Raw genomic sequence first — 24,310 nt, 5'->3', positions numbered from 1 at the left:
CTCATGGAAGGAGGTGCCGTGCCGGAGGCCAGCCCACGCGGAACTTACCTGCTCATCGCCGATGCGCTGCGGAAAGAGATCGAGGAGGGGCAGCTCAGGGGCAGCACTCTGCCGTCAGAGGCCGCCCTCATGCAGGCCCACGACGTTTCCCGGAACACCATCCGCCGCGCGCTCAAGACATTGGAGTCCGAGAAGCTGATCACCTCCGTGCCGGGGGCCGGCTGGCGCGTGTCCCGGGCACCCATCCCGCCTCTCGTCGAGCGCCTGGTCGCCGTCATCACGGAGGACTCCCTGGCGGTCGGCGACAGGTTCCCGTCAGAGGCGAACCTCTGCGAGCGCTTCGGAATGTCCCGGACAGCCGTACGCCACGCGCTGGCACAGATGGAAGGGACCGGCCTGCTCGCCACCGTGCACGGCAAGGGGCGCACGGTGCTCGCCCTTCCGACCGTCCAAGAGGAGTCATAGCCTTGCCATCCATGGGGCTTACTGAGTGGGCGTATTCGCTCTCCGAATCAATGCTGGCCGAACCGCTACCGCGCCGCTGGGCGCACTCTCTCGGGGTAGCCAAGCGGGCACGCTCCTTGAGCCCGATCCTCGGCCGCGACGCAGAGCTGCTCGAGGCCGCCGCCGTGCTGCACGACGTCGGCTACTCCCCCTCCATCGCCACCACCGGCTTCCACCCACTCGACGGGGCCCGTTTCCTCCGCGACCAGGAGGGCGCGGACGAGCGGGTCGTGCGACTCGTGGCGCACCACTCCTGTGCCCTCCTCGAGGCCGAGGAGCGGGGACTCCGACGTGATTTGGAGTCCGAGTTCGAGCTGGAGCGGCCCGAGCTGGTGGACGCGCTGATCGTGTCGGACATGACGACCACCCCGGACGGGGATCACACGACGCCGGCGGCCCGGCTGGAAGAAATCGTGCAGCGGTACGGGCCTGACACCATCGTGGGTCGGTTCATCCAGCGAGCGGCGCCAGAGATTTACGCCGCCGCGGAGCGGGTGGAAACCCGGATGGCCCTCGCCTCGGACGCTCAACCGATGTAGGGCTCGCGGCGCGACTCGTCCAAGCCATGCTGGATCCGGAGACGCATGGATGGATGCATGTCCAGTTCAGCGAGGTCCGCCGGAGCTATCCAGCGGACCTCTTTGGATTCGCTGCTCGTGCGGAGGGCTCCGCCTACCGGGCGGGCACGGAAGCAGATGGAAAACTGCTGCCGCACCTCGCCGTCGTCGTACGCGAGCACGTGCTCCGGGTCTGTGTAGAGCCCGACAATGCCGTCGACCACGACCTTGATGCCGGTCTCCTCCTCGACCTCGCGCACGACTGTATCGGCGATGCGCTCGCCGATGTCGTGGCCGCCGCCGGGCAGTGCCCAGAGGTTGTTGTCGGTCTTGTGAATGACGAGGAGTCTGTCCGCCTCGTCGCGCACGATGGCCGTAACAGAGGGCACAACGGAGTTTGCCGCGGGGGCGTTGGGGTCCCGGAAGTAGTCGATTCGGCTCATGCGTCTGGACCTCCAAGGTCAGTGGGCGAGGAGATGGGCCGCGCGCTCTCCCAAACCCGTTCGACACTCTCAGCGTAAGCGTCGAACAGCTCACCCCCTGGGACGCGCTGGATGTGCAGCACCGGCGCCATGTACGCGCCCACGCCGTACAGGTGGCCGTTGGCGAGCATCTCGTCGTCGGCCCGGTAGATCGAGTTGTAAAGCGTGGTGGAGTGGAGCCGGAACTCCACACCCGGGAGCCCGAACAAGGGGGCGTAGTTCACCAGCGCGTTTCGAATCTTGCTGGACATCGCACCCCCGATCCCCTCATCCTCGCCGCGCCTGGCGACAGCCTCAGCCCCGGGGTCGCCAAGCATGAACCGGACGCGGACGCCGGCGGCCGACCTCTCCTTGACGACCTGGTGGAAGGCTGCGTCTTCGGTGAGCCAGAAGCCCGAGTAGACGAGCACGTCGAACTGCCGCGACGCTCGGGCGTAGAGCTGCGGCCAGAGGCGGTTCGGCACCACGGAGCGGTGAGGGTAGAGCCTGACAAGCTCTGCATTCCCCGCCTCGGTGACCTCGGCCGATGTTCGCTCGTCCGGCCAAAGGTAGGACATCTCGCATTGGAGGAGCGAGGCCGCTGCGTACTTGAAGCGGCGGTAGGGCTGACGCTTGGGTTCATTGATCCAGCGCTCGACCGTCTTGGCCGACACCCCTAGGGACTCGGCGACTTGATCGACAGGCCACTCTTCGTAATCGCGCCGCGTAACCGCTCATTCGCCATGCCGTGACTCTCCCCCAGTGGGACGACTTGGGACGACTTCACCGTAGCGAAGCCGTGCGCCAGTCGTACATGTGCGGAGTCCAACGTCTAGGCCGCAGCAGCGAAGCTGAAGGCACATCGAGCGGACGGAAGCGTCGACCCCGGAGGGTGAAGGGACTTGACGCCGCGAATCCTTCTCCGCATGATGAGGAACAGGTACTACATGTACCTCTTCGGATTCCGATCCGCCGAGAGGTGCTGCACGCGCAGAGGGCGGGGACGCTGCAATCCCGCTAAAGGCCAGGTGGAACAGGGCTACGGCCCGTACTGGCGAGGTGGCCCGGCGACCGCGAGCAACGGCCGGAGAGTGGGGACGCGGTCCCCCTTGCAGTGCTCCACCCCTGTTGCTCGACGCCAAGGAGGTTGCGATGTCCCGACGAAGACTTCAGGCGCCGCCCGCGCTGGACCGGCGAGGCGGCCGCGCCCACCGCGTCACCTGACCTCCGCAGCCTCTCGGCTGCGGCCGGTTGCCTCCTTCGCCCGTCCGGACCCTGCATGGGGTGCCGTACGGGCGGGGTCGAGGGGAGCCGGAAACCCCACTCCAACGGCGTGAGCCCCCGGTGCTGGAACACCGGGGGCTCTGTTCGGGCCGTTCCTCTCTCGAAGGAGCAGACCCAATGAAGTCCATCGTTGCACTTCAGAGCCTTGTTACGACTCTCCCGTTCGACGGGGAGCCGACGGGCGCCGAGCTGGACGCGATCGAGCAGGAGATGCCGCTGATCGAGGCGGAGATCGACCTGCTCGACGTCACGATCTCCCTGCTGGACCGGCCGGGCACGGCGCTGGACGCCCAGCGCATCCGCCGGGCCCGCCGCAGGGTGTTGGCCGAGCGGCGCAACCTGACCAACCGCGCCGCCACCCCGCTGGGCGGTGCCGCGTGATCCGCGTCATCACGACCGAGCGTCTGCGCCAGCTTGTGGAGAACGCGGAGCAGGCGCGTGCGGCCGAGGCCGACGCGAACGGCCGTGCCGCAGAGCAGTACCGCCGGCACGTCGCCCGGGTGGACCACCTGCACGGCTGCGTTGCCTCGGCGGAGAGTGACGCAGCCATCCTGCGCGAGCACGTCGCCGAGGTTGAGGCGGCGCTGAAGGAGTCGACGGCTGAGGCCGCGACGCTCCACGAGGAGCTGAACGTGGCCCGTCGTGCGGCGGTGGCGCCGGCGGCGCTGCTGCTGCGCGACGGGGCCCCGCACAGCGTTCACGCGAGTGTTCAGGCCGCTAAGGACCACGCCGCGACGCTCGGCGCCAACCCGGCCGGCTGGCTGCCCCCGGGCGTCCAGGGCGGCGCCCTGACGGGCTGGTCGATCATGCACATTCCGCGGGGCGGGGCCGGGTCGTGAACAGTGTTCAGATCCGTTCAGCAGAACGGGCGCTGTCGGTTGGCACGTGGCTGATCGTGTGCGGAGCGATGCTCTACTCCATCCTCACGGTCACCCCGCTCATGGCCGCGCACACGGCGGACGAGTGGGACTGGACGGCCCCGATCCTGCCCCTCGTGGTCGACGCCGCGGTCGTCATCGTCGTGCGCCTGGATTCGGTCCTGGCCCGTCTCGGAGGGCACGGGGGCCGGTGGCCGATCGCGCTGCGATGGATGACCGGCTGCATGACCCTCGCCCTGAACACAGCGGACTCCGCCCTGAAGGAAGACCTGGTCGGCGTGGCCGTGCACGCGGTGGCGCCCCTGCTGTTGATCGTGACCGCGGAGACTGGACTGGCCTACCGGCGGGCGATCACGAATGCGCTGGAGGCTCTGAACGCCCGTGAGCGGGCTGCCCGAGCCGAGCGGGAGCGAGCCGCGGAGGAACGCGAGGAGCGGGCCGAGCGGCGAGCCCGGGAGGAGCGTGAGCACGCGGCGCAGCTTGCCCGTGAACAGCGTGAGCACGAAGCCACCCTGGCCCGTGAACAGGCTGAACGGGAGGAGCGTGCTCGCCGTGAGGAGCGCGAGCGGGAAGCTGCGGCCGAGCAGGCACAGCGGGCCGAGCGTGAACGCCTTGAACGCGAGCGTGAACAGCACCTGGCGGCCGAGCGGGAGCGTGAACAGCAGCGGCTGGCCCGTGAACGGCAGGTCGCGCAGCAGCGTGAGCAGGAGCGCCGGGCCCGTGAGGAAGCTGCCCTGCGTGAACAGCAGCAGGCGGCCGAGCGCGCCGAGCGTGAACGCATCGCCCTGCTGTCCGCCGGGCCGGCCAGCGAGAAGCAGCCGGAGGACCGGGCGCGTCAAACGGTGAGTGCCGCGTTCGGGGCGGGGCTGTCGGTGCGGCAGGCCGCCGAGCTGTGCGGCTGGTCGGTGGGTTGGGTCTCCACTCGCTACCAGGAGCTCCGCGACACCACCCCGGCCCGCGCCCTGCAGGGGGCTGACCAGTGATCCCTACCTACCCGTGGCGCTGCGCCCCGGATGGGTTGGCGACGTTCCGACAGCTGCGTGCCTGCGGCTTGCGGCCCGGCGGTCAGGACGTCGCCGCACAGCTCGAACGACCCCGCCGCCGGCGCGGCCCGCTGGTCGCCTACCTGTACCGCATCGACCGGGCCCTGCCGGTCCGGCCCATGACGCCCGCGAATTGGGCCGCCCTGGAGCGTGCGAATGCCGCCCGCCGGGTGTGCCCGCAGTGCCGCCGGGACGCCGGCTACTGCATCCCGCGCTCGCTCGGCATGTGTACCCCGTGCGCCTACCCCAGCACCGCCACTGCGTGACCGACACCGAGGAGAGTCCCGTGTTCGCGACCGTGTTTCTGCTGCTCTACGTCGGTCACCTGCTGGCCGACTACCCCTTCCAGACCGACCACCAGGCCGCCCACAAGGCCGAGCCCGGCGCCGAGGGCTGGCGGGCGAGCCTCGACCACGCCGGCACCCACATCGCCACCTGCGCCATCACCCTGCTGACCGGCATGGTCCTGCTCGACCTGTCCGTCCCCACCTGGTCTGCGTTCGCGGCGCTGGCCTGGATCGGCGGCACGCATGCGTTCATCGACCGTCGCTGGCCGGTGCGTTGGTGGATGAGCCGCTTCGGCCAGGCCGCATGGGCCGCCAACGGCGGTGCCGCACACGTCGACCAGGCCGCCCACATCACCGCCCTGGCCCTCGCGGCCCTCGCACTCGCCGCCTGACCTGGAGGTTTTCTGTGGAGTACGACCGGCCGCAGGGCTCCCACATGTACGTCCTGACCCTGTCCGACGGACGGGGCGAGGGCACCGTGAGCGGCACCATCACGCCGGCCGCCGGGGCGTCCCGCTTCGACACCTACGAGCACATCCGGCAGCACGCGACCCGCGCCTACCCCTCGCTGCAGGGCTCGACCGTCGTGTTCTTCTCGCTGGAGCCGAACACCCTCTGACCTGCACATCTGGCAGGGCCCGACCATCCACCTTCCACAGCTTTGGCCGGGCCCCTGATCTCCCCAAAGGGAGGTAGCAAGGATGACGGACATCAGCACGAAGCCGGTAGTAGGCACCACCGCCCCGCCGCCGGCCCCGCCCACCTCTCCGCCCCCGCCGCCGGCCGCCGAGCAGCCGGTGAAGGACACCCCGAATGTCGAGCACACTGCCGGCGGCTGGCCCGTGGTGCCGCTCGCGACTACGGGCGTGAACAGCACCGTCAGCGGCATCGCCGCGGCTGTGGTCGCGGCCGGTCCGCCCGGCGCCGTCTTCGCCATGGTCGGTGCGGCGGTCGTCGGTGGTGCGGTCCTGGCCCGCCGCGCGGTCCGCAACCGCACTAAGACGACCAGTCGGGCCGGAGGCTCAAAGGTTCCCACCCCCCGAACGTCCCGGCAGACCACCGGCGGCACCCACAGCACCGGCGCCGGTGTGTCCCGCACGTCCAGGGGCCGGACGGGCAGCGTCGGGGCGTCCTCGGCGACCGGCCGGCCCCGGTCGAAGGGCCGGGTGGGGCAGGTCAAGGCCCTGCGTCAGGCGGCCCGTTCGATGGCGGGGCCGACGAGGATGGACCGGCGTGCACAGGGTGTGCACAACCGTCGCACCGTCGCCGACACCCGCCGCAACATCCCCTCGCTCCACCCCTCGACCGCCACCACAGGTGGTGTGACGGGTCGGAACCCAAAGAGCCGGACGGGAACGGGGCGTTCGTGGCTCGGCGGGAGGATCCGTGCCGGTCGTGACGCTGCGGTGCAGCGGGCGCGCACGGCGCGCGACCGGTCGGCGGCCCGTGCGGTCGACGGTGCTCGCGACAAGGTCCGCGCTGGACTGACCGCGAAGCAGGCCCGGGTCCTGAAGCGGGCCGTGCGTAAGGACGCCCGGCGGGCGTTGTGGAAGTCGGCGGCCCGCAAGCAGGGCCGCCGTCTCGCCGCCGCACTGCTGGCCGCCCCTGTCGGCGCCCTCGGCATGCTGACCACGCCGCTGGGCCGGAAGCTCGGCGTCAAGTCCATTCAGCACCCGGGCCGGCGGCTGTACCGGCGGCTAATGCGCACCGCCGAGGAACAGCAGGCCGCCCGTGACGCGGCGATCCGCGAGCGGCAGGCCGCCGCCGAGGCCGCGATCGACGACGACCTAAACCCCGAGCAGCAGATCAGCGACAAGGTTCAGCGCCCCACCTTCCTCGCCCCCGCTGCACCCTCGTCCCCTGTGGAGGTCGTGAACGTGTCCGGTTTCAAGTTCGAAGAGGCCGCCGCCGAGATGGAGAACGCGGCCCGCACCTACGAGCCCGACACGGCCATGGAGATCCTGACCATGGTCGAGAACCTGCCCGACGCCCTGACGTCGGTCGCCAACACCTTCCGTATCCTCGCCGAGCGCTCCGACTCCGAGTTCCCGCTGGAGAAGGACATCGCCGGCGCGTTCGACGAGATCTACGGCGCGCTGATGCGCGCGGTCGACTCCGCCGGTGACCTTGCGCCGCTCTTCCGGCAGGTCCACGAGCACGACATCGCCCGCCACGAAGACCCCCGCAACGGCCCCGAGGCCGAGAAGGGCTGGAACGTCTGATCATGGCCACCACCGACCACACCCCCAACGGGCCGGTGTGGGACTGGAGTGCCGGTCACGGACCCGTGACCGGCGCCCTGTCCGCCACCACCGGTGCCCTCGCGCTGGCCACCACCGGCGCCGCTACCGGCATGCCCCCCGCCTGGGCCCTCGCCGTCGGCGCCGCCGGCGCCATCGGCCACTCCATCTCCACCCTCCGCGAACGCCTCTCCGCCCGCACCGTCACGCTCCGCGCGTCGTCGTGGCTGCTCGGCGCCGGGTGGACCACTTGGGCCATGGCCACTGGCCCCCTGACCTGGACCGCGATCGGGTCCCTCGCCGTCCTCGGCGTCGGGATGGGCACTGCTGCCCGGTCGGTTGGCTTCTACGAGGACGCTCGCGAGTTGGAGCTGATCGCGTGGGCGGACCAGCAGGTCGCCGCCGAACTCCATGCCGAGCGCCGCACCCTGGCCGCGGAGTGGGTCGACCGCATCCAGCGCGTCTGCGGGATCACGGTCACGGTTCTGGCGATCGAGAAGTGGCCCACGGGCACCGGCTTCACCATCGACGCCGAACTCCCCGGCGGGACGACGTACGACCAGATCGCGAAGGACTCCGCCCGCCTGTCGGCCGACGCGCGCCTCCCGCACGGCTGCACCGCCGCCGCCACCCCCGGCATTCACCAGGGTCGCGTTCTCGTCGACGTTTCCACCGTGAACGTCCTCGCCGGTGAGATCCCCTACCCCAGCGACTACGGCCCGCTGTCCATCCACACCGGCCTGCCCTGGGGCGTCCGCTCCGACGGCCGGGAAATTCAGGTCTACCTGCGGGAACAGTGCGCGCTGGTCGTCGGTCCTACGGGGTCGGGCAAGACGAACTTCGTTCACACCGTGCTCGCCGGGTTCGCCCGCGCTACCGACGTGCTGACCTGGGTCATCGACCTCAACGCTGGATCGGCCGGCCTGCCCTGGGTCCGCCCTGCCTTCGATCCCTCCGGCAGCCCGGAGGGGGAGACCCGGCCCGGGGTCGACTGGCTCGCCTCCACACCGGAGGAGGCTGAGCTGATGCTCGACACGGCCCTGCGGGTGGGCAAGCACCGGAAGGTCGTCTACCAGGACCTCATGGCGAAGGCGAACACGGACCTGCTGCCCGTCTCGGCCCAGATCCCTCAGATCATGCTCGTGATCGACGAGGGAGCGGAGATCCTGGCCAGCAACGACCCGCAGATGCGCAAGCTCGCCGGGAAGATCCTTGAGGTCATCCGGCTCATGAGGGCCATGGGCATCCGTGATGTCCTGACCGCGCTCGGTGCCACCGGATCCGTGCTGGGCAACCTGATGATCCGCCGTGAGGCCAAGGCCCGCGTCTGCCTGACCGGCGGCGAGGTCGAGGGCATGGACCTGTCCAAGGTCTTTCCGGGCTCCCGGGGGCTGAAGCCGGAGCAGGCCCCGTACAAGGGCGCCGGCTTCATCGGCACCCCGGAGTCGGCCCCGGGCGTGTTCAAGTCGTGGCGGATCACCCCGAACCAGATCGCCGACATCGTCCGCGCCACCTCCACCCTCCACCCGCGGCTCGACGCGGAGTCGGCGAAGGCTGCCGGCCCTGCCTACGCCCGCCGCTGGGACACCACCCGCACTGCGTGGATGCGCACCAGCGCTGTGGCCGACGAGCGGCCCGCTCTGGCGGCCGAGGATCGTCCCGCCCGACTGGGTGGGCTGAACCTCTCCGCGCTGCGCGACACCCCCGCGCCGGCCACTCCCGCGACCGATGAGGACGCACTCGCGGCCCGGTTCATGGCCCAGATTGACGCGGAGTTCGGCACCACCACCGAGCCGGACACGGACACCCACGAGGAGCGCGAGGAGCGTCCCGGGCTGAATCTGAGCGCGTTCCGGAACGAGCAGCAGGACAGTGAGGCCCGACAGGCCGCGCTCGCCGTCCTGTTCGCCGCCGGCTCGGAGGGGACCGGGGCTTCCGCGATCGCCCGCGCGCTCGCCGAGCAGCACGGCACCAGCCGTCAGACCGTCGTCGGCTGGCTCAAGACATGGACCGACGACGGCACCGCCGTAAGGGTCGGAACGGGCACGAAGGTCCGCTACGTCCACCACCGCCACGCCCCCGACGGGCGCATTGGGGACTAGGACGTGAACCGGGTCAGCAACCGGATCGCCATGCCGTGGTCGTATCTCTGGGCCATGTCGTAGGCGGTTTCGCCGTCGAGGGTGATGGCGGGGTCGGCCCCGTAGGCAAGGAGGATCGCCGTAAGCGCGCTGTTGATCGGTTGCCGGGACTGGAGAGCCGAGTCACCTTCCAAGTCGATGGCGTGCATCAGCAAGGTCATCCCACAGCAAATCTCGTTCACGTCGGCTCCCTCGTCGAGGAGGCGCGTGAGCCCGGCGTGGTCGCTCGACTCCACCGCTTGGTGAGCTGGCGTCCACGGGCTTTCGATCTCAACGATGCTCACCACGGCATCATCCCCGACACCTCACGAAGGTGATCGGCCAGGTAGGTCGAAGCCAACCGCTTGTCGCTTGTCACCCACCGCGCCCGGTAAGGACCCTGGGCGGCTTGCTGAGGGCTGGAAACGGCTTGTGACCTGCAAGGCGACAAGCGACAAGACAAGCGACAAGCGACACGACAAGCAAGGCACCGGCCGGCACCCCCCAGGGTGCTGGCCGCCGTCGTCGAAGGGACCCCGTTGTGCACTTCGAGACCCCGCCCCAGAGCACCGCCCCCGCCCGCTACCCCGCCTCGTACGCCAGCCCCTGGCCCTCGGCCGAGAAGCCGGTGGTCCTTCCCGCGGAGATCCCGCCGGGGGTCGACTGGGTCACCCTCCCCAACGGGGTCCGGACCCTCGCTTACACCCACCCCGCGCCCCCGCCCGCACCGGTGACCGCCGCGCAGCCGATCCCCGCCTGGGCCAAGACCACCGCCCTCCTCGCCCCCACCGTCGGCACGGGCATCGGCGCCGCCGGTATCGGACTCTCCTACGCCGCCCCGGGACTCATCGCCATGAGCCATGCCCTGTGGTCCGCCGCCGCCCTCGTCGTCGCCGCCGTCATCGCCGTGCCCGTCCTGCTCCGCACCGCCCGCCGCGCGGTCGGCGGCGGCGGCACGGGTTCGGCCGGGTCGACGACGCACATCACGCAGAACATCACCGCGACCGGACTGTTCGGCCGTGCCAACGGAACCATCAACAACCGCTGACAGCCGGCTGACGGCTCACTGAATCCGGGAGGCCGCCCGAGGTCCGTCGCGCTCAGGCGCTCACCGGAACGGTCGGGCCGGTCTTCTGCTCGGGAATGGCCGTCGCGGGCTTTTCGCGGTGCATGCCCCAGTGCTGGACGATCCACTTCTTGTGCGTCATCTTGATCGGCACGGTCAGCGGATGGCCGTGAAGCTGGGCGTAGACCTCGTACGCGCGGGTCTGGGGCGCGACGTCCAGGAGCAGGGTCTGCGGGTTGATCGCGATCTCGCCCAGGTCGAACAGGCGGTGGACGTCGCGGCGCAGGAGCAGACCACCGCCGGCCTTGTGCGTGGCGTTCTTGGCGTAGCTGTAGAGGTGGGCTGCTTCCAGGACGGTGGCGGGCATCGGGCCGGTGAAGGCGCAGAGCTCGCCGAACTCGGCGAGCAGAGCCGCGCGGAAGGCGGGCTGTCCTTTGCGGACGCGGACGGTCCTCTCGGTGTGGCCGCCGACGATGAGGTCTCGGGCGGAGTCGACGACGCTGAGCGGGGTGGCGTTCTTCCCGGTCTCCACCCGCGCCCGGAAGTCGTCCCAGCGCAGGCGGCGCAGCGCGTTCTGTGACTTCTGTTCCTCGCACAGCTGGCGCAGCTCGGGTGCGGTGAGGTGGCCATGGAGGTCGACCCAGCCGGCCTCGTAGCGGGCGCGGTAGGTGGTGACGTCGACGGTCTCGACGGCGGGCTGGTCGAACTCGGCCTTGCAGCCGTTGGTCCAGCAGCGGTACTTCGGCGTCATCGTCTTGCGCTCGGCGATGTCGGCCTTGCCGCACTTGGGGCAGGAGCTGAGGTCCTTGGTGCCGGTGCCGGTCTCGATGTCCTCGATGACCGACAGGCCCAGCGAGGTATTGCCGTCCCACAGCACGATCTGGTCGCCGACCTGCACGCTGGTCGCGTTCGGCACCCGGCTGTCCCAGCTGTAGTGGGTGGAGCTGTTGTCGTCGTACCCGCCGCCCACACGCTTGGCGTTCTCACCCAGGTACATCAGCCACGCCGTCATTCTTCGACCCCTCCGTCGACCGATACCCGCGCGACGCGCGGTGCCCCGCCGATCAACGTATCGGCCCCCACTGACACTCCCGCCCCGTCATCACCTGTGGACACGCCAGGTGAAGGACCCACGAAAGCCAAGAGCGGCCCCCACATCTCGCCAAAGACCGGGGCCGCTCTTGTTCATCCAATCCACTCGAACTGGAGGTTCTCCAGGATGCCCCATCCCATCCCGATCCGGCGAGAGCGCGGCGGCCGGCCGCGGCTGCTGGATCTGTTCTCCTGCGCCGGCGGCGCAGGCATGGGCTACCACCAGGCCGGCTTCGACGTCACCGGCGTCGACATCAACCCCCAGCCGAACTACCCCTTCACCCACCACGTCGCCGACGCCATCGACTACCTCTCCGCGCATGGGCACGAGTACGACGCCGTCCACGCCAGCCCTCCGTGCCAGCACTACAGCCCGCTGAACGCCTACAACCACAAGACCTACCCCGACCTCATCGCCCCCGTCCGCGACGCCCTCCAGACCGTCGGCCTGCCATACGTCATCGAGAACGTCGAGACCGCCGCCAGCGAACTGCGCGACCCGGCGCTGCTGTGCGGGCCGATGTTCGACCTGAAGGTGTACCGGCATCGGCTCTTCGAGACGAACTGGCCCCTCACCACCCCACCCCACCCGGCCCACACCGCCGCCTGCACGCGAAACGGCTACCTGCCCACCCAGGCCAAGCCGTTCATGACCATCACCGGCGGCCGACACTCCCGCGCCTGGCAAAACGCCGCCAGCGACGCCCTCCAAATGCCGTGGATCAAAGTCCCGCCCAGCGGAGATATCCCCCGCGGCATCCGCGAGGTCTGCGAGGCCATCCCACCCGCCTACACCCACTGGATCGGCACCCAGCTCCAAGCCCGGACCTCTCTGGAGGTGGCCGCGTGACCACCCTCCCCACCATTGACCTGGCCGGCCTCGACCTGCTCGCCCACGCCGTCGCGGCGGCCGAACGCGGGTGGCACGTCTTCCCGCTCCGCCCCCGCGACAAGCGGCCCGCCGGCCACGCCGCGGCCCGCTGCCCCGGCACCAGCCGCTGCGCCAACGGCCACCGCACCCCCGAACAGCGCGCCACTACCGACCCGGACCTGCTCGCCGCCGCCTGGACCCACGCCCCGTACAACATCGGGATCGCCACTGGCCCGTCCGGGCTGCTCGTGGTCGACCTGGACACGCTCAAGCCGACAGACGAGGAAGGAACGCCTGACGGCGTGACTTCCTTTGAGGCGCTCTGCGAGCGCGCCGGGAAGGCCGTCCCCACCACCTACCGGGTGCGGACCGCGCGCGGCGGGATGCACCTGTACTTCACCCAACCCGAAGGCGCCCGTCTCGGCTGCACCGCTGGACGCCTCGGCAAGCACGTCGACACCCGCGGCTGGGGCGGGTACGTCGTCGCCCCCGGCAGCCACACCCACGACGGCGCCTACACCGTCATCGACAGCATCAGCCCCATCCCGCTGCCCGGATGGCTTGCCGACGCGCTCGCGGCCCGCCCCAAGCCCGTCAGGGACGTTCCGGGGCCGCTGACGGTGAACGGGCCCCGGTACGCGAAAGCGGCTCTGGACGACGAGGTCCGCAACGTCGCCCATGCAGAAGCCGGGACCCGCAACGCCACACTGCTCAGGGCCGCGAGGGCTCTGGGGCGATTCGTCGCGTCGGGCGACCTCGCCCGCGGGGACGTTGAGCGGGCTCTTAGGAGCGCGGCGGCAAGCAACGCGACCCAGCCGCAGCGCTACTACGACGACGTCATCACCCGAGGGCTGGACTGGTCAGTCACCAACAACCCCGCCGGCAGCCGGAGGGCGGCATGACCAACCCCCCTGCCCCGCCTCTAAGAGCTTTTCACCAGCGTCGCGTTCCGAAGGGCGCCAACCAGCCCCAGCCCGAACGGGCGGTGGGCGCCCCGAAGGGCGTCGCCGAAGGCGTCCCCAACAGCCCTGACCTGCACCTGCCCGCCGATCCGCTCAGCAAAGGCCTCGGCCTGCTCCTGGCCGAAGGGAGGACCACCGCATGACTACGCACGACCCTGAACTGTGGGCGGGGTTCGACGAGATGACCGCCGAGGACCTCGCCGGGCCTGTCTGGGACGAGCCGGTGCCTATCAACACCCGCGGGCAGCTCCCCGCCTTTCCCGTCGATGCGCTGCCCGACTGGCTCGGCAACATGACGGCCGGCGTCGCCGAGGAGACCCAGACGCCCGTCGACCTCGCCGGGTGCCTCGCGCTCGCCGTCATCGGCACCGCCGCCGGCGGCCGCCTCACCGTGACCGTGCGCGGGCAGTGGAGCGAGCCCGTCAACATCTACACAGCCGTCGCGCTCCCGCCCGGCAACCGCAAGAGCGCCGTCTTCGGCCTCATGGTCAAGCCCCTGCTCGCCGCCGAAAAGGCCCTCGTCGAGCTCACCGCACCCCAGCGCGCCGAGGCCGCCGCATCCGCGCGCATCGCGAAGGCCGCCGCCGAGCGGGCCGAGAAGCAGGCCGCCAACGCCGAGGCCGACAAGATGGCCGAGCTGACCGCCCAGGCCGCAGCCCTGTCCCAGGCCGCCGAGCGCGCGGTCGTCCCGGCCGAGCCGCAGCTCATCGCCGACGACGTCACCGCAGAGAGCCTGACCACCCTCCTCGCCCAGCAGGACGGACGTATCTCGATCATGTCTCCCGAGGGCGAGATCTTCGAGATCATCGCGGGGCGCTACTCCGGCGCCCCGAACATGGGCATCTTCCTCAAGGGCCACGCCGGCGACCTGGCCCGCGTCAACCGCCAGGCCCGCGACGCCCAGCACATCGAGAATCCCTCGATCACCATGGGCCTCGCCGTCCAGCCTGAAGTCCTCGACTCCATCGGCCAGATCAAGGGCGCCGACGGCCGCGGGCTGCTCGCCCGGTTCCTCTACTCCAAGCCCGAGTCCCTCGTCGGCTATCGCAACCTCACCCCCGAGCTCCTCAGCCCCGACACCGCCGCCACCTACGCCCACAAGCTCGGCCGCCTGGCCCTGACCCTCGCGGCCTGGACCGAGACCGCCGAGCTCACCCTCTCTCCCGAGGCTGATGCGGTTCTCCTCGCCTACCAGCGCGTCACCGAATCCCGCCTCCGCAAAGACGGCTCCCTCGCCCCGATCCTGAACTGGGCCAGCAAGCGCGACGGAGCCGTCGCCCGCATCGCCGGGCTCCTCCACCTTGCCACCCATCCCGATGACGCGTGGAACCGGCCGATCGCCGCCGAGACGATGGCTGACGCCACCCGCCTCGGCGACTACTTCACCGCCCACGCCCTCGACGTCTTCGACGCCATGAAAGCCGACCCCGCCCAGGAAGCCGCCCACACGCTCCTGACCCACCTCAGCGAGAACCGCACCGCCACCTTCACCCGCCGCGACCTCTTCCGAGCAATGCCCCGCAGCGAGTTCCCCGCCATGAGCGACCTCGACCCCGCCCTGAACCTCCTGGAGGAACACGGCTGGGTCCGCCAACAGCCCCCAGCGCCCCGCACCACCCGCGGCGGCCGGCCGCCCTCCCCCCGCTACGAGACCCACCCCCGCCTCACCCCCAGCGCCTGAAAACCCCGAAACCCGTGACAGAACTGACAGAACCTCCCGACTAGCCGCCTGACCTGCGGAAACAGCCGCTCTCGGAGCTCTGACAAAACCTCCGAAAACTCTGACAGAACTCAAAAAACCTCGACCCGTCCGGGCCCGCCCACGCTGACACAACCTAGGTTTCCGAGGTTCTGTCAGAGTTTTTTGAGGTTTTGTCACGACAGTTGAACCGGCCAAACCCCCAGGTCAGAGGTCATACGGCGAGGTTCTGTCAGTTCTGTCAGCACTTTCCGGGGTTCTGGCACCCCGGACCGAGCTGAAGGAGCCCCATGGCAACCGCCAAGACGCCCGCTCCCGCGGAGCCGATGCCGCTTCAGCGGCGACTCCACCCTGTGCCTGACGCTGCATACCTCCTCGGCTTCGAGCGCACCACCGTGTGGGAGGAGATCCGCCTCGGACGCCTCCGGACCGTACGCGTCGGGCGCCGGCGCCTCGTCCCGACCGAGTACATCGACGAGTACGTCGAGATGCTGAAGCGCGAGTCCGACGCCGCCTGAGACCAAGAACCGCACACCGAGGCCGCACCCATCGGGTGCGGCCTCCTGTCATTCGAGAGGCAACGCACCCCATGCCCACCAACGAACCCTCGCCGCGCAAGAAGGCAGGAAACGGCGAAGACTCGATCTACTGGGACAGCTCCAAGAACCGATACATCGGCGCCATCTCTCTTGGTTATGGACCCAACGGAAAGCGGCGGCGCTCGAAGGTTTCGGGGAAGACGAAGACGGAGGTTCGCAGCAAGCTGCGGAAGCTCCGGAGCGAGCTGGTGGAAGGGGTTCGTACCTCGCCGAAGAACACCGTCGAGGACGTCGTCAACAGTTGGCTCACACGTGGGCTGCGCGGCCGCGAGGAGAGCAGCATCAAGGTCTACCGCAGCTTGGCCGCCAACCACGTCGTCCCGGACCTGGGTAAGGCCAAGGTGCACGAGCTCTCGCCCGACGAAGTCGACGAGTGGTTGACGGCGAAGTCTGACGAACTCTCCCACGAGAGCCTGAAGCGAGTCCGATCCATCCTCCGCCGGTCCCTCGCCCAAGCTCAGCGCGAGGGAAAGGTAAGCCGGAACGTCGCCGAGTTCGTTGAGCTCCCTCATGGCCAGGAGGGACGTCCCAGCAAGTCCCTGTCCCTGGAAGAAGCCCAGGCAGTCCTTCAGGCCCGACAAGGAACCTGGATTCACGCCTACGTAGTCCTCGCGCTGCTCGTCGGAGTCCGGACCGAGGAGGAGAGACCGCTCACCTGGTCCCATGTACACATCGACCCGGAGGGTGACGAACGCCCCTACGTCGACGTGTGGCGCTCGGTGAGGAAGAAGGGGGAGACGAAAACACAGAAGAGCCGACGATCACTGACCATGCCGCATTACGCCGCTGTCGTTCTGGCCAAGCATCGACAGCGCCAGCTCGAAGAGTGCGCGGCCCGAGGAGAGGAATGGTCCGATCATCGATTCGTCTTCGCTCACTCAGACGGATCGCAGCGGAGCTCGACCAACGTGCTACGAGCGCTGCGGTCCCTACTCAAGGCGGCCGGCTTCGCGGCTCCAGAGCGTTGGACGACGCGGGAGCTGCGCACCAGCTTCGTCTCGCTGCTTTCCGATCACGGTACGCCGATCGAGGTCATCGCCAGGCTCGTGGGGCACAACGGGACAGCTACGACCGAGACTGTCTACCGCAAGCAGATCCGCCCCGTGATCACGGACGGAGCGGAAGCCATGGACGAGATCTTCAAGGCCTGAGAAGGAGCGCTCCCGCTAGCCGGTGGCTCCCCTTTTGGCTCCCTCGGCGCCAGTCCCGGCACCCGAGGGGGCCCTGACCTGCGATCACGGCGGACTCGCTGTAATCGATCGGTTACCGCTGAGGTAATGCGGGGCGACCCGGGCGCCCCGGCCGAGAGCCCAGGCCGCCGGCCCCCGGGCGGGCGCCGTACGTCGGCGCCGCCTGCGCTCACCAGGGGGCGCGGCGAGCGAGGCAGACGTAGGCCGCCAGGGTGACCACGGCAGTTCGTGCGGCGCGGCTCCGCGTGTCGGCATTCGAACAGGAGTACTATTCACGCGTGGCTGAGACCCTCCCCTTTCCCGACGACCTGATCCAGGCCCAGCAGCGCCTCCACGAGGCCCACGCCGCGTACGCGGCGTTGTGCCGCGCACTGCCCTGGTCGGTCGAGCCGCTGCCCGGTTGGCCCGGCACGAAGCACCCCCACACCGATCAGGTCATCGGTGGACGAGAGCCGTCCCCCGGCTACACCCCCGAGCAGGAGGCCGAGGAACGCCGCCTGTGGGAGCTCATCCGTGAGCTGTCCGTCCAGGTCTGCACGCACCCGTACTGGGACAGCCTCGACAAGGGACCCGCGCGGGTGGACGCACGGAGCCGGCTCAAGCACCACCCGAAGGCCCAGCCGGACGCGGCCGGCACCACGGAGGCCGCGTGACGCGGTGTCCGTATGTCGGACAGCGTGTCCGCCAGGACCGAACATGGTGGGAATCCGGCGCTCCGCATGATGCGATAAGCGCATGAGCATCACTCTCACCACCTGGTCCCTCGAGCAGACCTCGCCCGCCGACCTGCGTCCGGTCCCCGCCCCCGAGGGCCGGGACCTGAGGATCGCGCGGGCCGAGGTGCCCTCGGCGGAGTTCAGCCGCTTCCTCTATACCGCGGTCGGCGGCGACATCCGCTGGACCGACCGCCTGTCGCTGACGTACGCGCAGTGGCAGGAGATAGTGGAGAAGCCGGGCGCCGAGATCTGGGTGGCGTACGAGAGGGGGACGCCGGCCGGGTACGTGGAGCTGGATCCGCAGGACGACGGTGTGGTCGAGATCGTCTACTTCGGACTGATCCCCGGCTTCCGGGGCCACGGGATCGGCGGCCACCTCCTCTCGTACGGGGTCGAGCGCGCCTGGGACCTCGCGGAGCGCTGGCCCGACCGGGAGCCGACCAAGCGGGTGTGGCTGCACACCTGCTCGCTGGACGGCGAGCACGCGATGGCCAACTACGAGCGACGCGGCTTCCGGCTGTTCGACACGAAGGTGGAGCAGGTCGAGGAGGTCGAGACGCCGGGGCCCTGGCCGGGCGCCCACGCCTGAGCCACGCGACCACCCCCGGCGCCGCCCCACCGCGCCACGCCCAGCCGCGAGCCTCCCGCCGCCACAGGCGACACGCACCACCGGCCCGCACCGCTCGCCGCCCCAGGCGACACGCACCACCGGCCCGCACCGCTCGCCGCCCCGGGCGACCCGCACCACCAGCACCACGCGGACCACTCGCACCACGCGCACAACGCGCACCACGCGCACCACCCCGCCCCACCCCGCCGAAGGGGCCCTGAGCTGGGCCCCTTTCGCGTGACCCACACCACACCGTCTCGTGCAGCGAGACGACACTGTCCATATTCTGGACGAAGCTGGACTGGGTCCAAAGTCCCGTGACACGCTTCCGTCATGTCTGGAACTGGAATTGCCTTGGTGAGTCGGCGGCACGTCGACCTCGGCCGCATGTCCAGCGCCATCTGTTCGGCGCGCTGAGTACTTCAGCAGCGCCGCACATTCTCCTGACGTCCCGTTCGCTGCGCACTGCCGCGCCACCCTCACATCCGAGCGCGAGTGTGCAGGTCAGAGCCGCCCTCTCGCAGTCCCGAAGGACATATCGCCATGGCCGCCACCCCGGAAAACCCCACTCCCGCCACCGCCCGCCGCAAGGCCGGGCGGCACCGTGGCGAGGGTCAGTGGGCCGCGGGGCACTTCACCCCGCTGAACGGCAATGAGCAGTTCAAGAAGGATGACGACGGTCTCAATGTGCGGACACGTATTGAGACGATCTACTCCAAGCGCGGATTCGACTCCATCGACCCCAACGACCTGCGCGGACGCATGCGCTGGTGGGGTCTCTACACGCAGCGTCGCGAGGGCCTCGACGGCACCAAGACGGGCGTCCTGGAGCCGGAGGAGCTGGACGCGGAGTACTTCATGCTCCGGGTCCGCATCGACGGCGGCCGGCTGACGACCGAGCAGCTGCGCGTCATCGGCGAGATCTCCGAGGAGTTCGCGCGCGGCACCGCCGACATCACCGACCGGCAGAACGTCCAGTACCACTGGATCCGCATCGAGGACGTGCCGGAGATCTGGCGGCGCCTGGAGGCCGTCGGCCTGTCGACGACCGAGGCCTGCGGTGACACCCCGCGCGTCATCCTCGGCTCGCCGGTCGCCGGGATCGCCGAGGACGAGATCATCGACGGCACCCCCGCCATCGACGAGATCCAGCGGCGGATCGTCGGCAACAAGGACTTCTCCAACCTGCCCCGTAAGTTCAAGTCCGCGGTCTCCGGCTCGCCGCTGCTCGACGTGGCGCACGAGATCAACGACATCGCCTTCGTCGGCGTGGAGCACCCCGAGCACGGTCCCGGCTTCGACGTCTGGGTCGGCGGCGGCCTGTCCACCAACCCCAAGCTGGGCGTGCGGCTGGGCACCTGGGTCTCGCTCGACGAGGTGCCGGACGTCTACGAGGGCGTCATCTCGATCTTCCGCGACTACGGCTACCGCCGGCTGCGCAACCGCGCGCGCCTGAAGTTCCTCGTCGCCGACTGGGGCCCGGAGAAGTTCCGTCAGGTCCTGGAGGACGAGTACCTGAAGCGCAAGCTGACGGACGGGCCCGCCCCCGCGGAGCCGGCCGGCCGGTGGCGTGACCACGTGGGCGTCCACAAGCAGAAGGACGGGCGCTTCTACGTGGGCTTCGCCCCGCGCGTCGGCCGGGTCGACGGCGCCACGCTGACGAAGATCGCCGAGGTCGCCGAGGCGCACGGCTCGGGCCGGGTGCGCACCACCGCCGAGCAGAAGATGATCGTCCTCGACATCGACGAGTCGAAGGTCGAGTCGATCGTCTCCGCGCTGGAGTCGCTGGACCTGCGGGTCACCCCGTCGCCGTTCCGGCGCGGCACGATGGCCTGCACCGGCATCGAGTTCTGCAAGCTGGCCATCGTCGAGACGAAGGGCCGCGGCTCCTCGCTCATCGACGAACTGGAGCGCCGCATCCCGGACTTCGACGAGCCGATCACCATCAACATCAACGGCTGCCCGAACGCCTGCGCCCGTATCCAGGTCGCCGACATCGGTCTCAAGGGCCAGCTGGTCCTGGACGACGACGGCAACCGGGTCGAGGGCTACCAGGTGCACCTGGGCGGCGCGCTCGGCCTGGAGGCCGGCTTCGGCCGCAAGGTCCGCGGTCTGAAGGTCACCTCGGCCGAGCTGCCGGACTACGTCGAGCGGCTCCTCAAGCGCTTCCAGGCGGAGCGCGAGGACGGCGAGCGCTTCGCCACCTGGGCGGCGCGCGCCTCCGAGGAGGCCCTGTCGTGAGCGAGCGTGCCGCGCCGTTCCACTGCCCGTACTGCGGGGACGAGGACCTGCGTCCCGGCGAGCAGGGTCACGGCACCTGGGAATGCAGGGCGTGCAGTCGAGCCTTCCAGCTGAGGTTCCTGGGGCTGCTCGCCCCGGGTACTTCGAGCAATTCCGTTGGAGGGGAAGAGATATGACCATCAGTCAGGACGCGACCGCGGCCGACCTGAAGGCACTCGCCGAGCAGGCCGGCCGCGAGCTGGAGGACGCCTCCGCGCTGGAGATCCTCCAGTGGGCCGCGGACACCTTCGGCGAGCGCTTCTGCGTCACCTCCTCCATGGAGGACGCGGTCGTCGCCCACCTCGCCTCGCGCGCCAGGCCCGGCGTGGACGTCGTCTTCCTCGACACCGGCTACCACTTCGAGGAGACCATCGGCACCCGTGACGCGGTCGACGCGGTGATGGACGTCAACGTCATCACCCTGACCCCGCGTCAGACGGTCGCCGAGCAGGACGCCGAGTACGGCCCGAGGCTGCACGACCGCGACCCCGACCTGTGCTGCGCGCTGCGCAAGGTCAAGCCCCTCGAAGAGGGTCTGACCCGGTACGCCGCGTGGGCGACCGGCCTGCGCCGCGACGAGTCCCCGACCCGGGCGAACACCCCGGTCGTCGGCTGGGACGAGAAGCGGCAGAAGGTGAAGATCTCGCCGATCGCCCGCTGGACGCAGGACGACGTCGAGGCCTACGTCCTGGAGCACGGGGTGCTCACCAACCCGCTGCTCATGGACGGCTACGCCTCCGTCGGCTGCGCCCCGTGCACCCGCCGGGTCGCCGAGGGCGAGGACGCCCGGGCCGGCCGCTGGGCCGGCCGCGGCAAGACCGAATGCGGGCTGCACGGCTGATGACCACCACCCCCCAGACCTCCCAGGAGAACCACGTGACCGGTGCCACCATCTGGCTCACGGGCCTGCCCAGCGCCGGCAAGACCACCATCGCGTACGAGCTGGCCGGCCGGCTGCGCGCGGAAGGGCAGCGCGTCGAGGTCCTCGACGGCGACGAGATCCGCGAGTTCCTGTCCGCGGGCCTCGGCTTCTCCCGCGAGGACCGCCACACCAACGTGCAGCGGATCGGCTTCGTCGCCGAGCTGCTCGCCTCGAACGGCGTGAAGGTGCTGGTCCCCGTGATCGCCCCGTACGCCGACAGCCGCGAGGCCGTCCGCAAGCGCCACCAGGCCGAGGGCACCGCGTACGTCGAGGTGCACGTGGCCACTCCCCTGGACGTGTGCTCGGTCCGCGACGTCAAGGGCCTGTACGCCAAGCAGGCGGCGGGCGAGATCAGTGGGCTCACCGGCGTCGACGACCCGTACGAGGCGCCCGAGACGCCCGATCTCCGGATCGAGTCCCAGAACCAGACCGTGCAGGAGTCCGCGGCGCAGCTCCACGCGCTGCTCACCGAGAGGGGTCTGCTGTGACCACCGTCGCCCATGCTCACGACACCACGGACAGTCCGTTCGCGCTGTCGCACCTCGACTCCCTGGAGTCCGAGGCCGTCCACATCTTCCGCGAGGTGGCGGGCGAGTTCGAGCGGCCGGTGATCCTCTTCTCCGGCGGCAAGGACTCCATCGTCATGCTGCACCTGGCGCTGAAGGCCTTCGCCCCGGCGGCGATCCCCTTCTCGCTGCTGCACGTCGACACCGGGCACAACTTCCCCGAGGTCATCGAGTACCGCGACCGCGTGGTCGCCGAGCACGGGCTGCGGCTGCACGTCGCCTCCGTGCAGGACTACATCGACGCGGGCAAGCTGCGCGAGCGCCCGGACGGCACCCGCAACCCGCTGCAGACCGTTCCGCTGACCGAGGCCATCCAGCAGCACCGCTTCGACGCGGTGTTCGGCGGCGGCCGCCGCGACGAGGAGAAGGCCCGCGCCAAGGAGCGGGTGTTCAGCCTCCGTGACGAGTTCTCGCAGTGGGACCCGCGCCGTCAGCGGCCCGAGCTGTGGCAGCTGTACAACGGCCGGCACGCCCCCGGTGAGCACGTGCGGGTCTTCCCGCTGTCGAACTGGACCGAGCTGGACGTCTGGCAGTACATCCAGCGGGAGCGGATCGCGCTTCCGGAGATCTACTTCGCGCACGAGCGCGACGTGTTCCAGCGCAACGGCATGTGGCTGACGGCCGGCGAGTGGGGCGGTCCGAAGGACTCGGAGACCGTCGAGACCCGGCTGATCCGCTACCGCACCGTCGGTGACATGTCCTGCACCGGCGCGGTGGACTCCGACGCCACCACGCTGGATGCCGTGATCGCCGAGATCGCCGCGTCCCGGCTCACCGAGCGGGGCGCCACCCGGGCGGACGACAAGCTGTCCGAAGCCGCGATGGAAGACCGCAAGCGCGAGGGGTACTTCTAACCATGAGCACGTCCACCGAGCAGCCCACCGGCGGGCACGCCGAGCTGGCCGCCACCACCCTGCTGCGCTTCGCCACCGCTGGGTCCGTCGACGACGGCAAGTCCACCCTGGTGGGCCGGCTCCTGCACGACTCCAAGTCGGTCCTCGTCGACCAGCTGGAGGCCGTGGAGCACGCCTCGCGTTCGCGCGGCCAGGAGGCCCCCGACCTGGCGCTGCTGACCGACGGTCTGCGGGCCGAGCGGGAGCAGGGCATCACCATCGACGTGGCGTACCGCTACTTCGCGACCCCGCGGCGCCGGTTCATCCTGGCCGACACCCCCGGGCACGTGCAGTACACCCGGAACATGGTGACGGGCGCCTCGACGGCCGAGCTGGCCGTGGTCCTGGTCGACGCCCGCAACGGCGTCGTCGAGCAGACCCGCCGGCACGCCGCCGTCGCCGCGCTGCTGCGCGTCCCGCACGTGGTCCTGGCCGTGAACAAGATGGACCTGGTGGACTACCAGGAGTCCGTCTTCGCCGCGATCGCCGAGGAGTTCACGACGTACGCGTCGGAGCTGGGCGTCCCGGAGATCACCGCGATCCCGATCTCCGCGCTCGCCGGTGACAACGTCGTGGAGCCGTCCGCGAACATGGACTGGTACGGCGGCCCGACCGTCCTGGAGCACCTGGAGACCGTCCCGGTCAGCCACGACCTGACGGCCTGCCACGCGCGCTTCCCGGTGCAGTACGTGATCCGCCCGCAGACGTCCGAGCACCCCGACTACCGCGGTTACGCGGGCCAGATCGCGGCCGGCGCGTTCCGGGTCGGCGAGGAGATCACCGTCCTGCCCTCCGGCAAGACGTCCACGATCACCGCGATCGACGCGCTCGGCGAGTCCGTGGACATCGCCTGGGCCCCGCAGTCGGTCACCATCCGGCTCGCCGACGACATCGACATCTCGCGCGGCGACCTGCTCGCCCCGAGCGCCGACGCCCCGGCGACCAGCCAGGACGTCGAGGCGACCGTGTGCCACGTGGCGGACCAGCCGCTCACCGTGGGCCAGCGGGTGCTGCTCAAGCACACCACCCGCACGGTCAAGGCGATCGTGAAGGAGATCCCGTCCCGGCTCACCCTGGACGACCTCTCCCAGCACCCGAGCCCGGGGCAGCTGGTCGCCAACGACATCGGCCGGGTCAAGGTCCGCACCGCCGAGCCGCTCGCGCTCGACGCGTACGCCGACTCGCGCCGCACCGGCTCGTTCCTGCTGATCGACCCCGCGGACGGCACCACGCTCGCGGCCGGCATGGCGGGCGAGTCCTTCGCCACCACCAAGACCGTCACCGCGGTCGACGACGAAGAAGGATGGGACTTCTGAGCATGTTCACGAACATGTACTCCACCTTCGCCAAGGAAGGCGGCCGGGTGGGTTCCGGCACCCTCGGGGCCGGCATGGGAGGTGTCGCCCGATGTGCGTGCTGACCTCCGTGCGCCGCTCCGGCGGTGCGACGCCGCTCCACCCGCTCCACCCG

The 24,310-nt window shown here is 70.1% G+C and carries 28 protein-coding genes and 1 pseudogene; 25 read left to right on the top strand and 4 right to left on the bottom strand.

The features are described 5' to 3' along the window. Positions 1 to 18 precede the first annotated feature (18 nt). Positions 19 to 465 (top strand): GntR family transcriptional regulator, encoded by a 447-nt coding sequence (locus tag ACIGXE_RS32975; protein WP_399753282.1) that lies wholly within the window; start codon positions 19 to 21, stop codon positions 463 to 465. 11 nt (positions 466 to 476) lie between these two features. Continuing rightward, entirely contained in the window at positions 477 to 1,043 is a 567-nt protein-coding gene (locus tag ACIGXE_RS32970; RefSeq protein ID WP_399753281.1) for an HD domain-containing protein, read from the top strand. Here the strand turns inward: ACIGXE_RS32970 and ACIGXE_RS32965 are convergent. After that, positions 1,031 to 1,504, bottom strand: a complete 474-nt coding sequence (locus ACIGXE_RS32965) for an NUDIX domain-containing protein (RefSeq protein ID WP_399753279.1) — start codon at positions 1,502 to 1,504, stop codon at positions 1,031 to 1,033. The two genes, ACIGXE_RS32970 and ACIGXE_RS32965, sit on opposite strands and share 13 nt — an antisense overlap. Beyond that, positions 1,501 to 2,267, bottom strand: a pseudogene (locus ACIGXE_RS32960) (XRE family transcriptional regulator). The gene ACIGXE_RS32965 and the pseudogene ACIGXE_RS32960 overlap by 4 nt, the downstream one beginning before the upstream one ends. Positions 2,268 to 2,923: 656 nt before the next feature. Between ACIGXE_RS32960 and ACIGXE_RS32955 the strand changes: the two are divergent. The 8 genes from ACIGXE_RS32955 (at position 2,924) to ACIGXE_RS32920 (ending at position 9,356) form a co-directional block, all read left to right on the top strand. Beyond that, positions 2,924 to 3,187 carry a DUF6284 family protein gene (locus ACIGXE_RS32955; protein WP_399753277.1) on the top strand — a complete coding sequence of 88 codons (264 nt, stop codon included), beginning with the start codon at positions 2,924 to 2,926 and terminating at the stop codon, positions 3,185 to 3,187. Then, entirely contained in the window at positions 3,184 to 3,645 is a 462-nt protein-coding gene (locus tag ACIGXE_RS32950) for a hypothetical protein (RefSeq protein ID WP_399753276.1), read from the top strand. The genes ACIGXE_RS32955 and ACIGXE_RS32950 overlap by 4 nt, the downstream gene beginning before the upstream one ends. Beyond that, positions 3,642 to 4,667 (top strand): DUF2637 domain-containing protein, encoded by a 1,026-nt coding sequence (locus tag ACIGXE_RS32945; RefSeq protein WP_399753274.1) that lies wholly within the window; start codon positions 3,642 to 3,644, stop codon positions 4,665 to 4,667. The genes ACIGXE_RS32950 and ACIGXE_RS32945 overlap by 4 nt, the downstream gene beginning before the upstream one ends. Next, the gene (locus ACIGXE_RS32940) at positions 4,664 to 4,993 is read left to right on the top strand and encodes an RRQRL motif-containing zinc-binding protein (protein WP_399753273.1); all 330 of its coding nucleotides are present in this window, start codon (positions 4,664 to 4,666) and stop codon (positions 4,991 to 4,993) included. Before ACIGXE_RS32945 ends, ACIGXE_RS32940 begins: the two co-directional genes overlap by 4 nt. A gap of 20 nt (positions 4,994 to 5,013) precedes the next feature. Then, complete coding sequence (locus tag ACIGXE_RS32935) at positions 5,014 to 5,406, top strand: DUF3307 domain-containing protein (RefSeq protein ID WP_399753271.1); 393 nt, start codon at positions 5,014 to 5,016, stop codon at positions 5,404 to 5,406. Positions 5,407 to 5,420: 14 nt separating this feature from the next. Next, positions 5,421 to 5,633 carry a hypothetical protein gene (locus ACIGXE_RS32930; protein WP_399753270.1) on the top strand — a complete coding sequence of 71 codons (213 nt, stop codon included), beginning with the start codon at positions 5,421 to 5,423 and terminating at the stop codon, positions 5,631 to 5,633. Positions 5,634 to 5,715: 82 nt separating this feature from the next. Continuing rightward, positions 5,716 to 7,236 (top strand): hypothetical protein, encoded by a 1,521-nt coding sequence (locus ACIGXE_RS32925; protein ID WP_399753268.1) that lies wholly within the window; start codon positions 5,716 to 5,718, stop codon positions 7,234 to 7,236. 2 nt (positions 7,237 to 7,238) lie between these two features. Beyond that, positions 7,239 to 9,356 (top strand): hypothetical protein, encoded by a 2,118-nt coding sequence (locus tag ACIGXE_RS32920; RefSeq protein WP_399753266.1) that lies wholly within the window; start codon positions 7,239 to 7,241, stop codon positions 9,354 to 9,356. Here ACIGXE_RS32920 and ACIGXE_RS32915 read toward each other — a convergent pair. After that, positions 9,353 to 9,679 carry an ankyrin repeat domain-containing protein gene (locus ACIGXE_RS32915; protein ID WP_399753265.1) on the bottom strand — a complete coding sequence of 109 codons (327 nt, stop codon included), beginning with the start codon at positions 9,677 to 9,679 and terminating at the stop codon, positions 9,353 to 9,355. The two genes, ACIGXE_RS32920 and ACIGXE_RS32915, sit on opposite strands and share 4 nt — an antisense overlap. A gap of 236 nt (positions 9,680 to 9,915) precedes the next feature. Between ACIGXE_RS32915 and ACIGXE_RS32910 the strand changes: the two genes are divergently transcribed. Next, the gene (locus ACIGXE_RS32910; protein ID WP_399753263.1) at positions 9,916 to 10,422 is read left to right on the top strand and encodes a hypothetical protein; all 507 of its coding nucleotides are present in this window, start codon (positions 9,916 to 9,918) and stop codon (positions 10,420 to 10,422) included. Positions 10,423 to 10,474: 52 nt separating this feature from the next. Here ACIGXE_RS32910 and ACIGXE_RS32905 read toward each other — a convergent pair whose 3' ends face one another. Then, positions 10,475 to 11,452, bottom strand: coding sequence for an HNH endonuclease (locus ACIGXE_RS32905; RefSeq protein ID WP_399753261.1), 978 nt, complete (start codon positions 11,450 to 11,452; stop codon positions 10,475 to 10,477). Positions 11,453 to 11,659: 207 nt separating this feature from the next. Between ACIGXE_RS32905 and ACIGXE_RS32900 the strand changes: the two genes are divergently transcribed. From ACIGXE_RS32900 to ACIGXE_RS32835, 14 genes are all read left to right on the top strand, one after another. Continuing rightward, positions 11,660 to 12,382, top strand: a complete 723-nt coding sequence (locus ACIGXE_RS32900; protein WP_399753259.1) for an SAM-dependent methyltransferase — start codon at positions 11,660 to 11,662, stop codon at positions 12,380 to 12,382. Then, the gene (locus ACIGXE_RS32895; protein WP_399753256.1) at positions 12,379 to 13,305 is read left to right on the top strand and encodes a bifunctional DNA primase/polymerase; all 927 of its coding nucleotides are present in this window, start codon (positions 12,379 to 12,381) and stop codon (positions 13,303 to 13,305) included. Before ACIGXE_RS32900 ends, ACIGXE_RS32895 begins: the two co-directional genes overlap by 4 nt. A 199-nt stretch (positions 13,306 to 13,504) precedes the next feature. Then, positions 13,505 to 15,046, top strand: coding sequence for a YfjI family protein (locus tag ACIGXE_RS32890; protein WP_399753254.1), 1,542 nt, complete (start codon positions 13,505 to 13,507; stop codon positions 15,044 to 15,046). Positions 15,047 to 15,417: 371 nt separating this feature from the next. Beyond that, positions 15,418 to 15,582: an excisionase family DNA-binding protein gene (locus ACIGXE_RS32885; protein ID WP_399753252.1), complete on the top strand. Its 165-nt coding sequence runs from the start codon at positions 15,418 to 15,420 to the stop codon at positions 15,580 to 15,582. Between the two features lie 71 nt (positions 15,583 to 15,653). After that, complete coding sequence (gene xerC, locus ACIGXE_RS32880) at positions 15,654 to 16,814, top strand: tyrosine recombinase XerC (protein ID WP_399753250.1); 1,161 nt, start codon at positions 15,654 to 15,656, stop codon at positions 16,812 to 16,814. Positions 16,815 to 17,131: 317 nt separating this feature from the next. Further along, positions 17,132 to 17,506, top strand: a complete 375-nt coding sequence (locus ACIGXE_RS32875; protein WP_399753248.1) for a hypothetical protein — start codon at positions 17,132 to 17,134, stop codon at positions 17,504 to 17,506. Positions 17,507 to 17,588: 82 nt separating this feature from the next. Beyond that, positions 17,589 to 18,158 (top strand): GNAT family N-acetyltransferase, encoded by a 570-nt coding sequence (locus ACIGXE_RS32870; RefSeq protein ID WP_399753245.1) that lies wholly within the window; start codon positions 17,589 to 17,591, stop codon positions 18,156 to 18,158. Positions 18,159 to 18,512: 354 nt separating this feature from the next. Beyond that, entirely contained in the window at positions 18,513 to 18,596 is an 84-nt protein-coding gene (locus ACIGXE_RS32865) for a putative leader peptide (protein ID WP_351188065.1), read from the top strand. Positions 18,597 to 18,722: 126 nt separating this feature from the next. Then, on the top strand, positions 18,723 to 20,420 hold the full coding sequence (locus tag ACIGXE_RS32860; protein ID WP_399753243.1) for a nitrite/sulfite reductase: 1,698 nt from the start codon (positions 18,723 to 18,725) through the stop codon (positions 20,418 to 20,420). Next, positions 20,417 to 20,596, top strand: a complete 180-nt coding sequence (locus tag ACIGXE_RS32855) for a hypothetical protein (protein ID WP_399753242.1) — start codon at positions 20,417 to 20,419, stop codon at positions 20,594 to 20,596. The genes ACIGXE_RS32860 and ACIGXE_RS32855 overlap by 4 nt, the downstream gene beginning before the upstream one ends. Continuing rightward, entirely contained in the window at positions 20,593 to 21,300 is a 708-nt protein-coding gene (locus ACIGXE_RS32850) for a phosphoadenylyl-sulfate reductase (protein WP_399753241.1), read from the top strand. Before ACIGXE_RS32855 ends, ACIGXE_RS32850 begins: the two co-directional genes overlap by 4 nt. After that, positions 21,300 to 21,869 carry an adenylyl-sulfate kinase gene (gene cysC, locus ACIGXE_RS32845; protein WP_399753239.1) on the top strand — a complete coding sequence of 190 codons (570 nt, stop codon included), beginning with the start codon at positions 21,300 to 21,302 and terminating at the stop codon, positions 21,867 to 21,869. Before ACIGXE_RS32850 ends, cysC begins: the two co-directional genes overlap by 1 nt. Continuing rightward, positions 21,866 to 22,801 carry a sulfate adenylyltransferase subunit CysD gene (cysD, locus tag ACIGXE_RS32840; protein WP_399753237.1) on the top strand — a complete coding sequence of 312 codons (936 nt, stop codon included), beginning with the start codon at positions 21,866 to 21,868 and terminating at the stop codon, positions 22,799 to 22,801. Before cysC ends, cysD begins: the two co-directional genes overlap by 4 nt. Positions 22,802 to 22,803: 2 nt before the next feature. Next, the gene (locus tag ACIGXE_RS32835) at positions 22,804 to 24,156 is read left to right on the top strand and encodes a sulfate adenylyltransferase subunit 1 (protein ID WP_399753235.1); all 1,353 of its coding nucleotides are present in this window, start codon (positions 22,804 to 22,806) and stop codon (positions 24,154 to 24,156) included. Positions 24,157 to 24,310 lie beyond the last annotated feature (154 nt).

Source organism: Streptomyces sp. NPDC053431, assembly GCF_044544925.1.
In the GTDB taxonomy this organism is placed as follows: domain Bacteria; phylum Actinomycetota; class Actinomycetes; order Streptomycetales; family Streptomycetaceae; genus Streptomyces.
This window is presented reverse-complemented; position numbering and strand designations above follow the sequence as displayed.

What these genes read in the sequence shown, in the direction of transcription:
- ACIGXE_RS32970 (WP_399753281.1), top strand. Translation starts at nt 477, where the DNA reads ATGGGGCTTACTGAGTGGGCGTATTCGCTCTCCGAATCAATGCTGGCC.
- ACIGXE_RS32965 (WP_399753279.1), bottom strand. Translation starts at nt 1,504, where the DNA reads ATGAGCCGAATCGACTACTTCCGGGACCCCAACGCCCCCGCGGCAAAC.
- ACIGXE_RS32955 (WP_399753277.1), top strand. Translation starts at nt 2,924, where the DNA reads ATGAAGTCCATCGTTGCACTTCAGAGCCTTGTTACGACTCTCCCGTTC.
- ACIGXE_RS32925 (WP_399753268.1), top strand. Translation starts at nt 5,716, where the DNA reads ATGACGGACATCAGCACGAAGCCGGTAGTAGGCACCACCGCCCCGCCG.
- ACIGXE_RS32920 (WP_399753266.1), top strand. Translation starts at nt 7,239, where the DNA reads ATGGCCACCACCGACCACACCCCCAACGGGCCGGTGTGGGACTGGAGT.
- ACIGXE_RS32905 (WP_399753261.1), bottom strand. Translation starts at nt 11,452, where the DNA reads ATGACGGCGTGGCTGATGTACCTGGGTGAGAACGCCAAGCGTGTGGGC.
- ACIGXE_RS32900 (WP_399753259.1), top strand. Translation starts at nt 11,660, where the DNA reads ATGCCCCATCCCATCCCGATCCGGCGAGAGCGCGGCGGCCGGCCGCGG.
- ACIGXE_RS32890 (WP_399753254.1), top strand. Translation starts at nt 13,505, where the DNA reads ATGACTACGCACGACCCTGAACTGTGGGCGGGGTTCGACGAGATGACC.
- xerC (WP_399753250.1), top strand. Translation starts at nt 15,654, where the DNA reads ATGCCCACCAACGAACCCTCGCCGCGCAAGAAGGCAGGAAACGGCGAA.
- ACIGXE_RS32870 (WP_399753245.1), top strand. Translation starts at nt 17,589, where the DNA reads ATGAGCATCACTCTCACCACCTGGTCCCTCGAGCAGACCTCGCCCGCC.
- ACIGXE_RS32865 (WP_351188065.1), top strand. Translation starts at nt 18,513, where the DNA reads ATGTCTGGAACTGGAATTGCCTTGGTGAGTCGGCGGCACGTCGACCTC.
- ACIGXE_RS32860 (WP_399753243.1), top strand. Translation starts at nt 18,723, where the DNA reads ATGGCCGCCACCCCGGAAAACCCCACTCCCGCCACCGCCCGCCGCAAG.
- ACIGXE_RS32850 (WP_399753241.1), top strand. Translation starts at nt 20,593, where the DNA reads ATGACCATCAGTCAGGACGCGACCGCGGCCGACCTGAAGGCACTCGCC.
- cysC (WP_399753239.1), top strand. Translation starts at nt 21,300, where the DNA reads ATGACCACCACCCCCCAGACCTCCCAGGAGAACCACGTGACCGGTGCC.
- ACIGXE_RS32835 (WP_399753235.1), top strand. Translation starts at nt 22,804, where the DNA reads ATGAGCACGTCCACCGAGCAGCCCACCGGCGGGCACGCCGAGCTGGCC.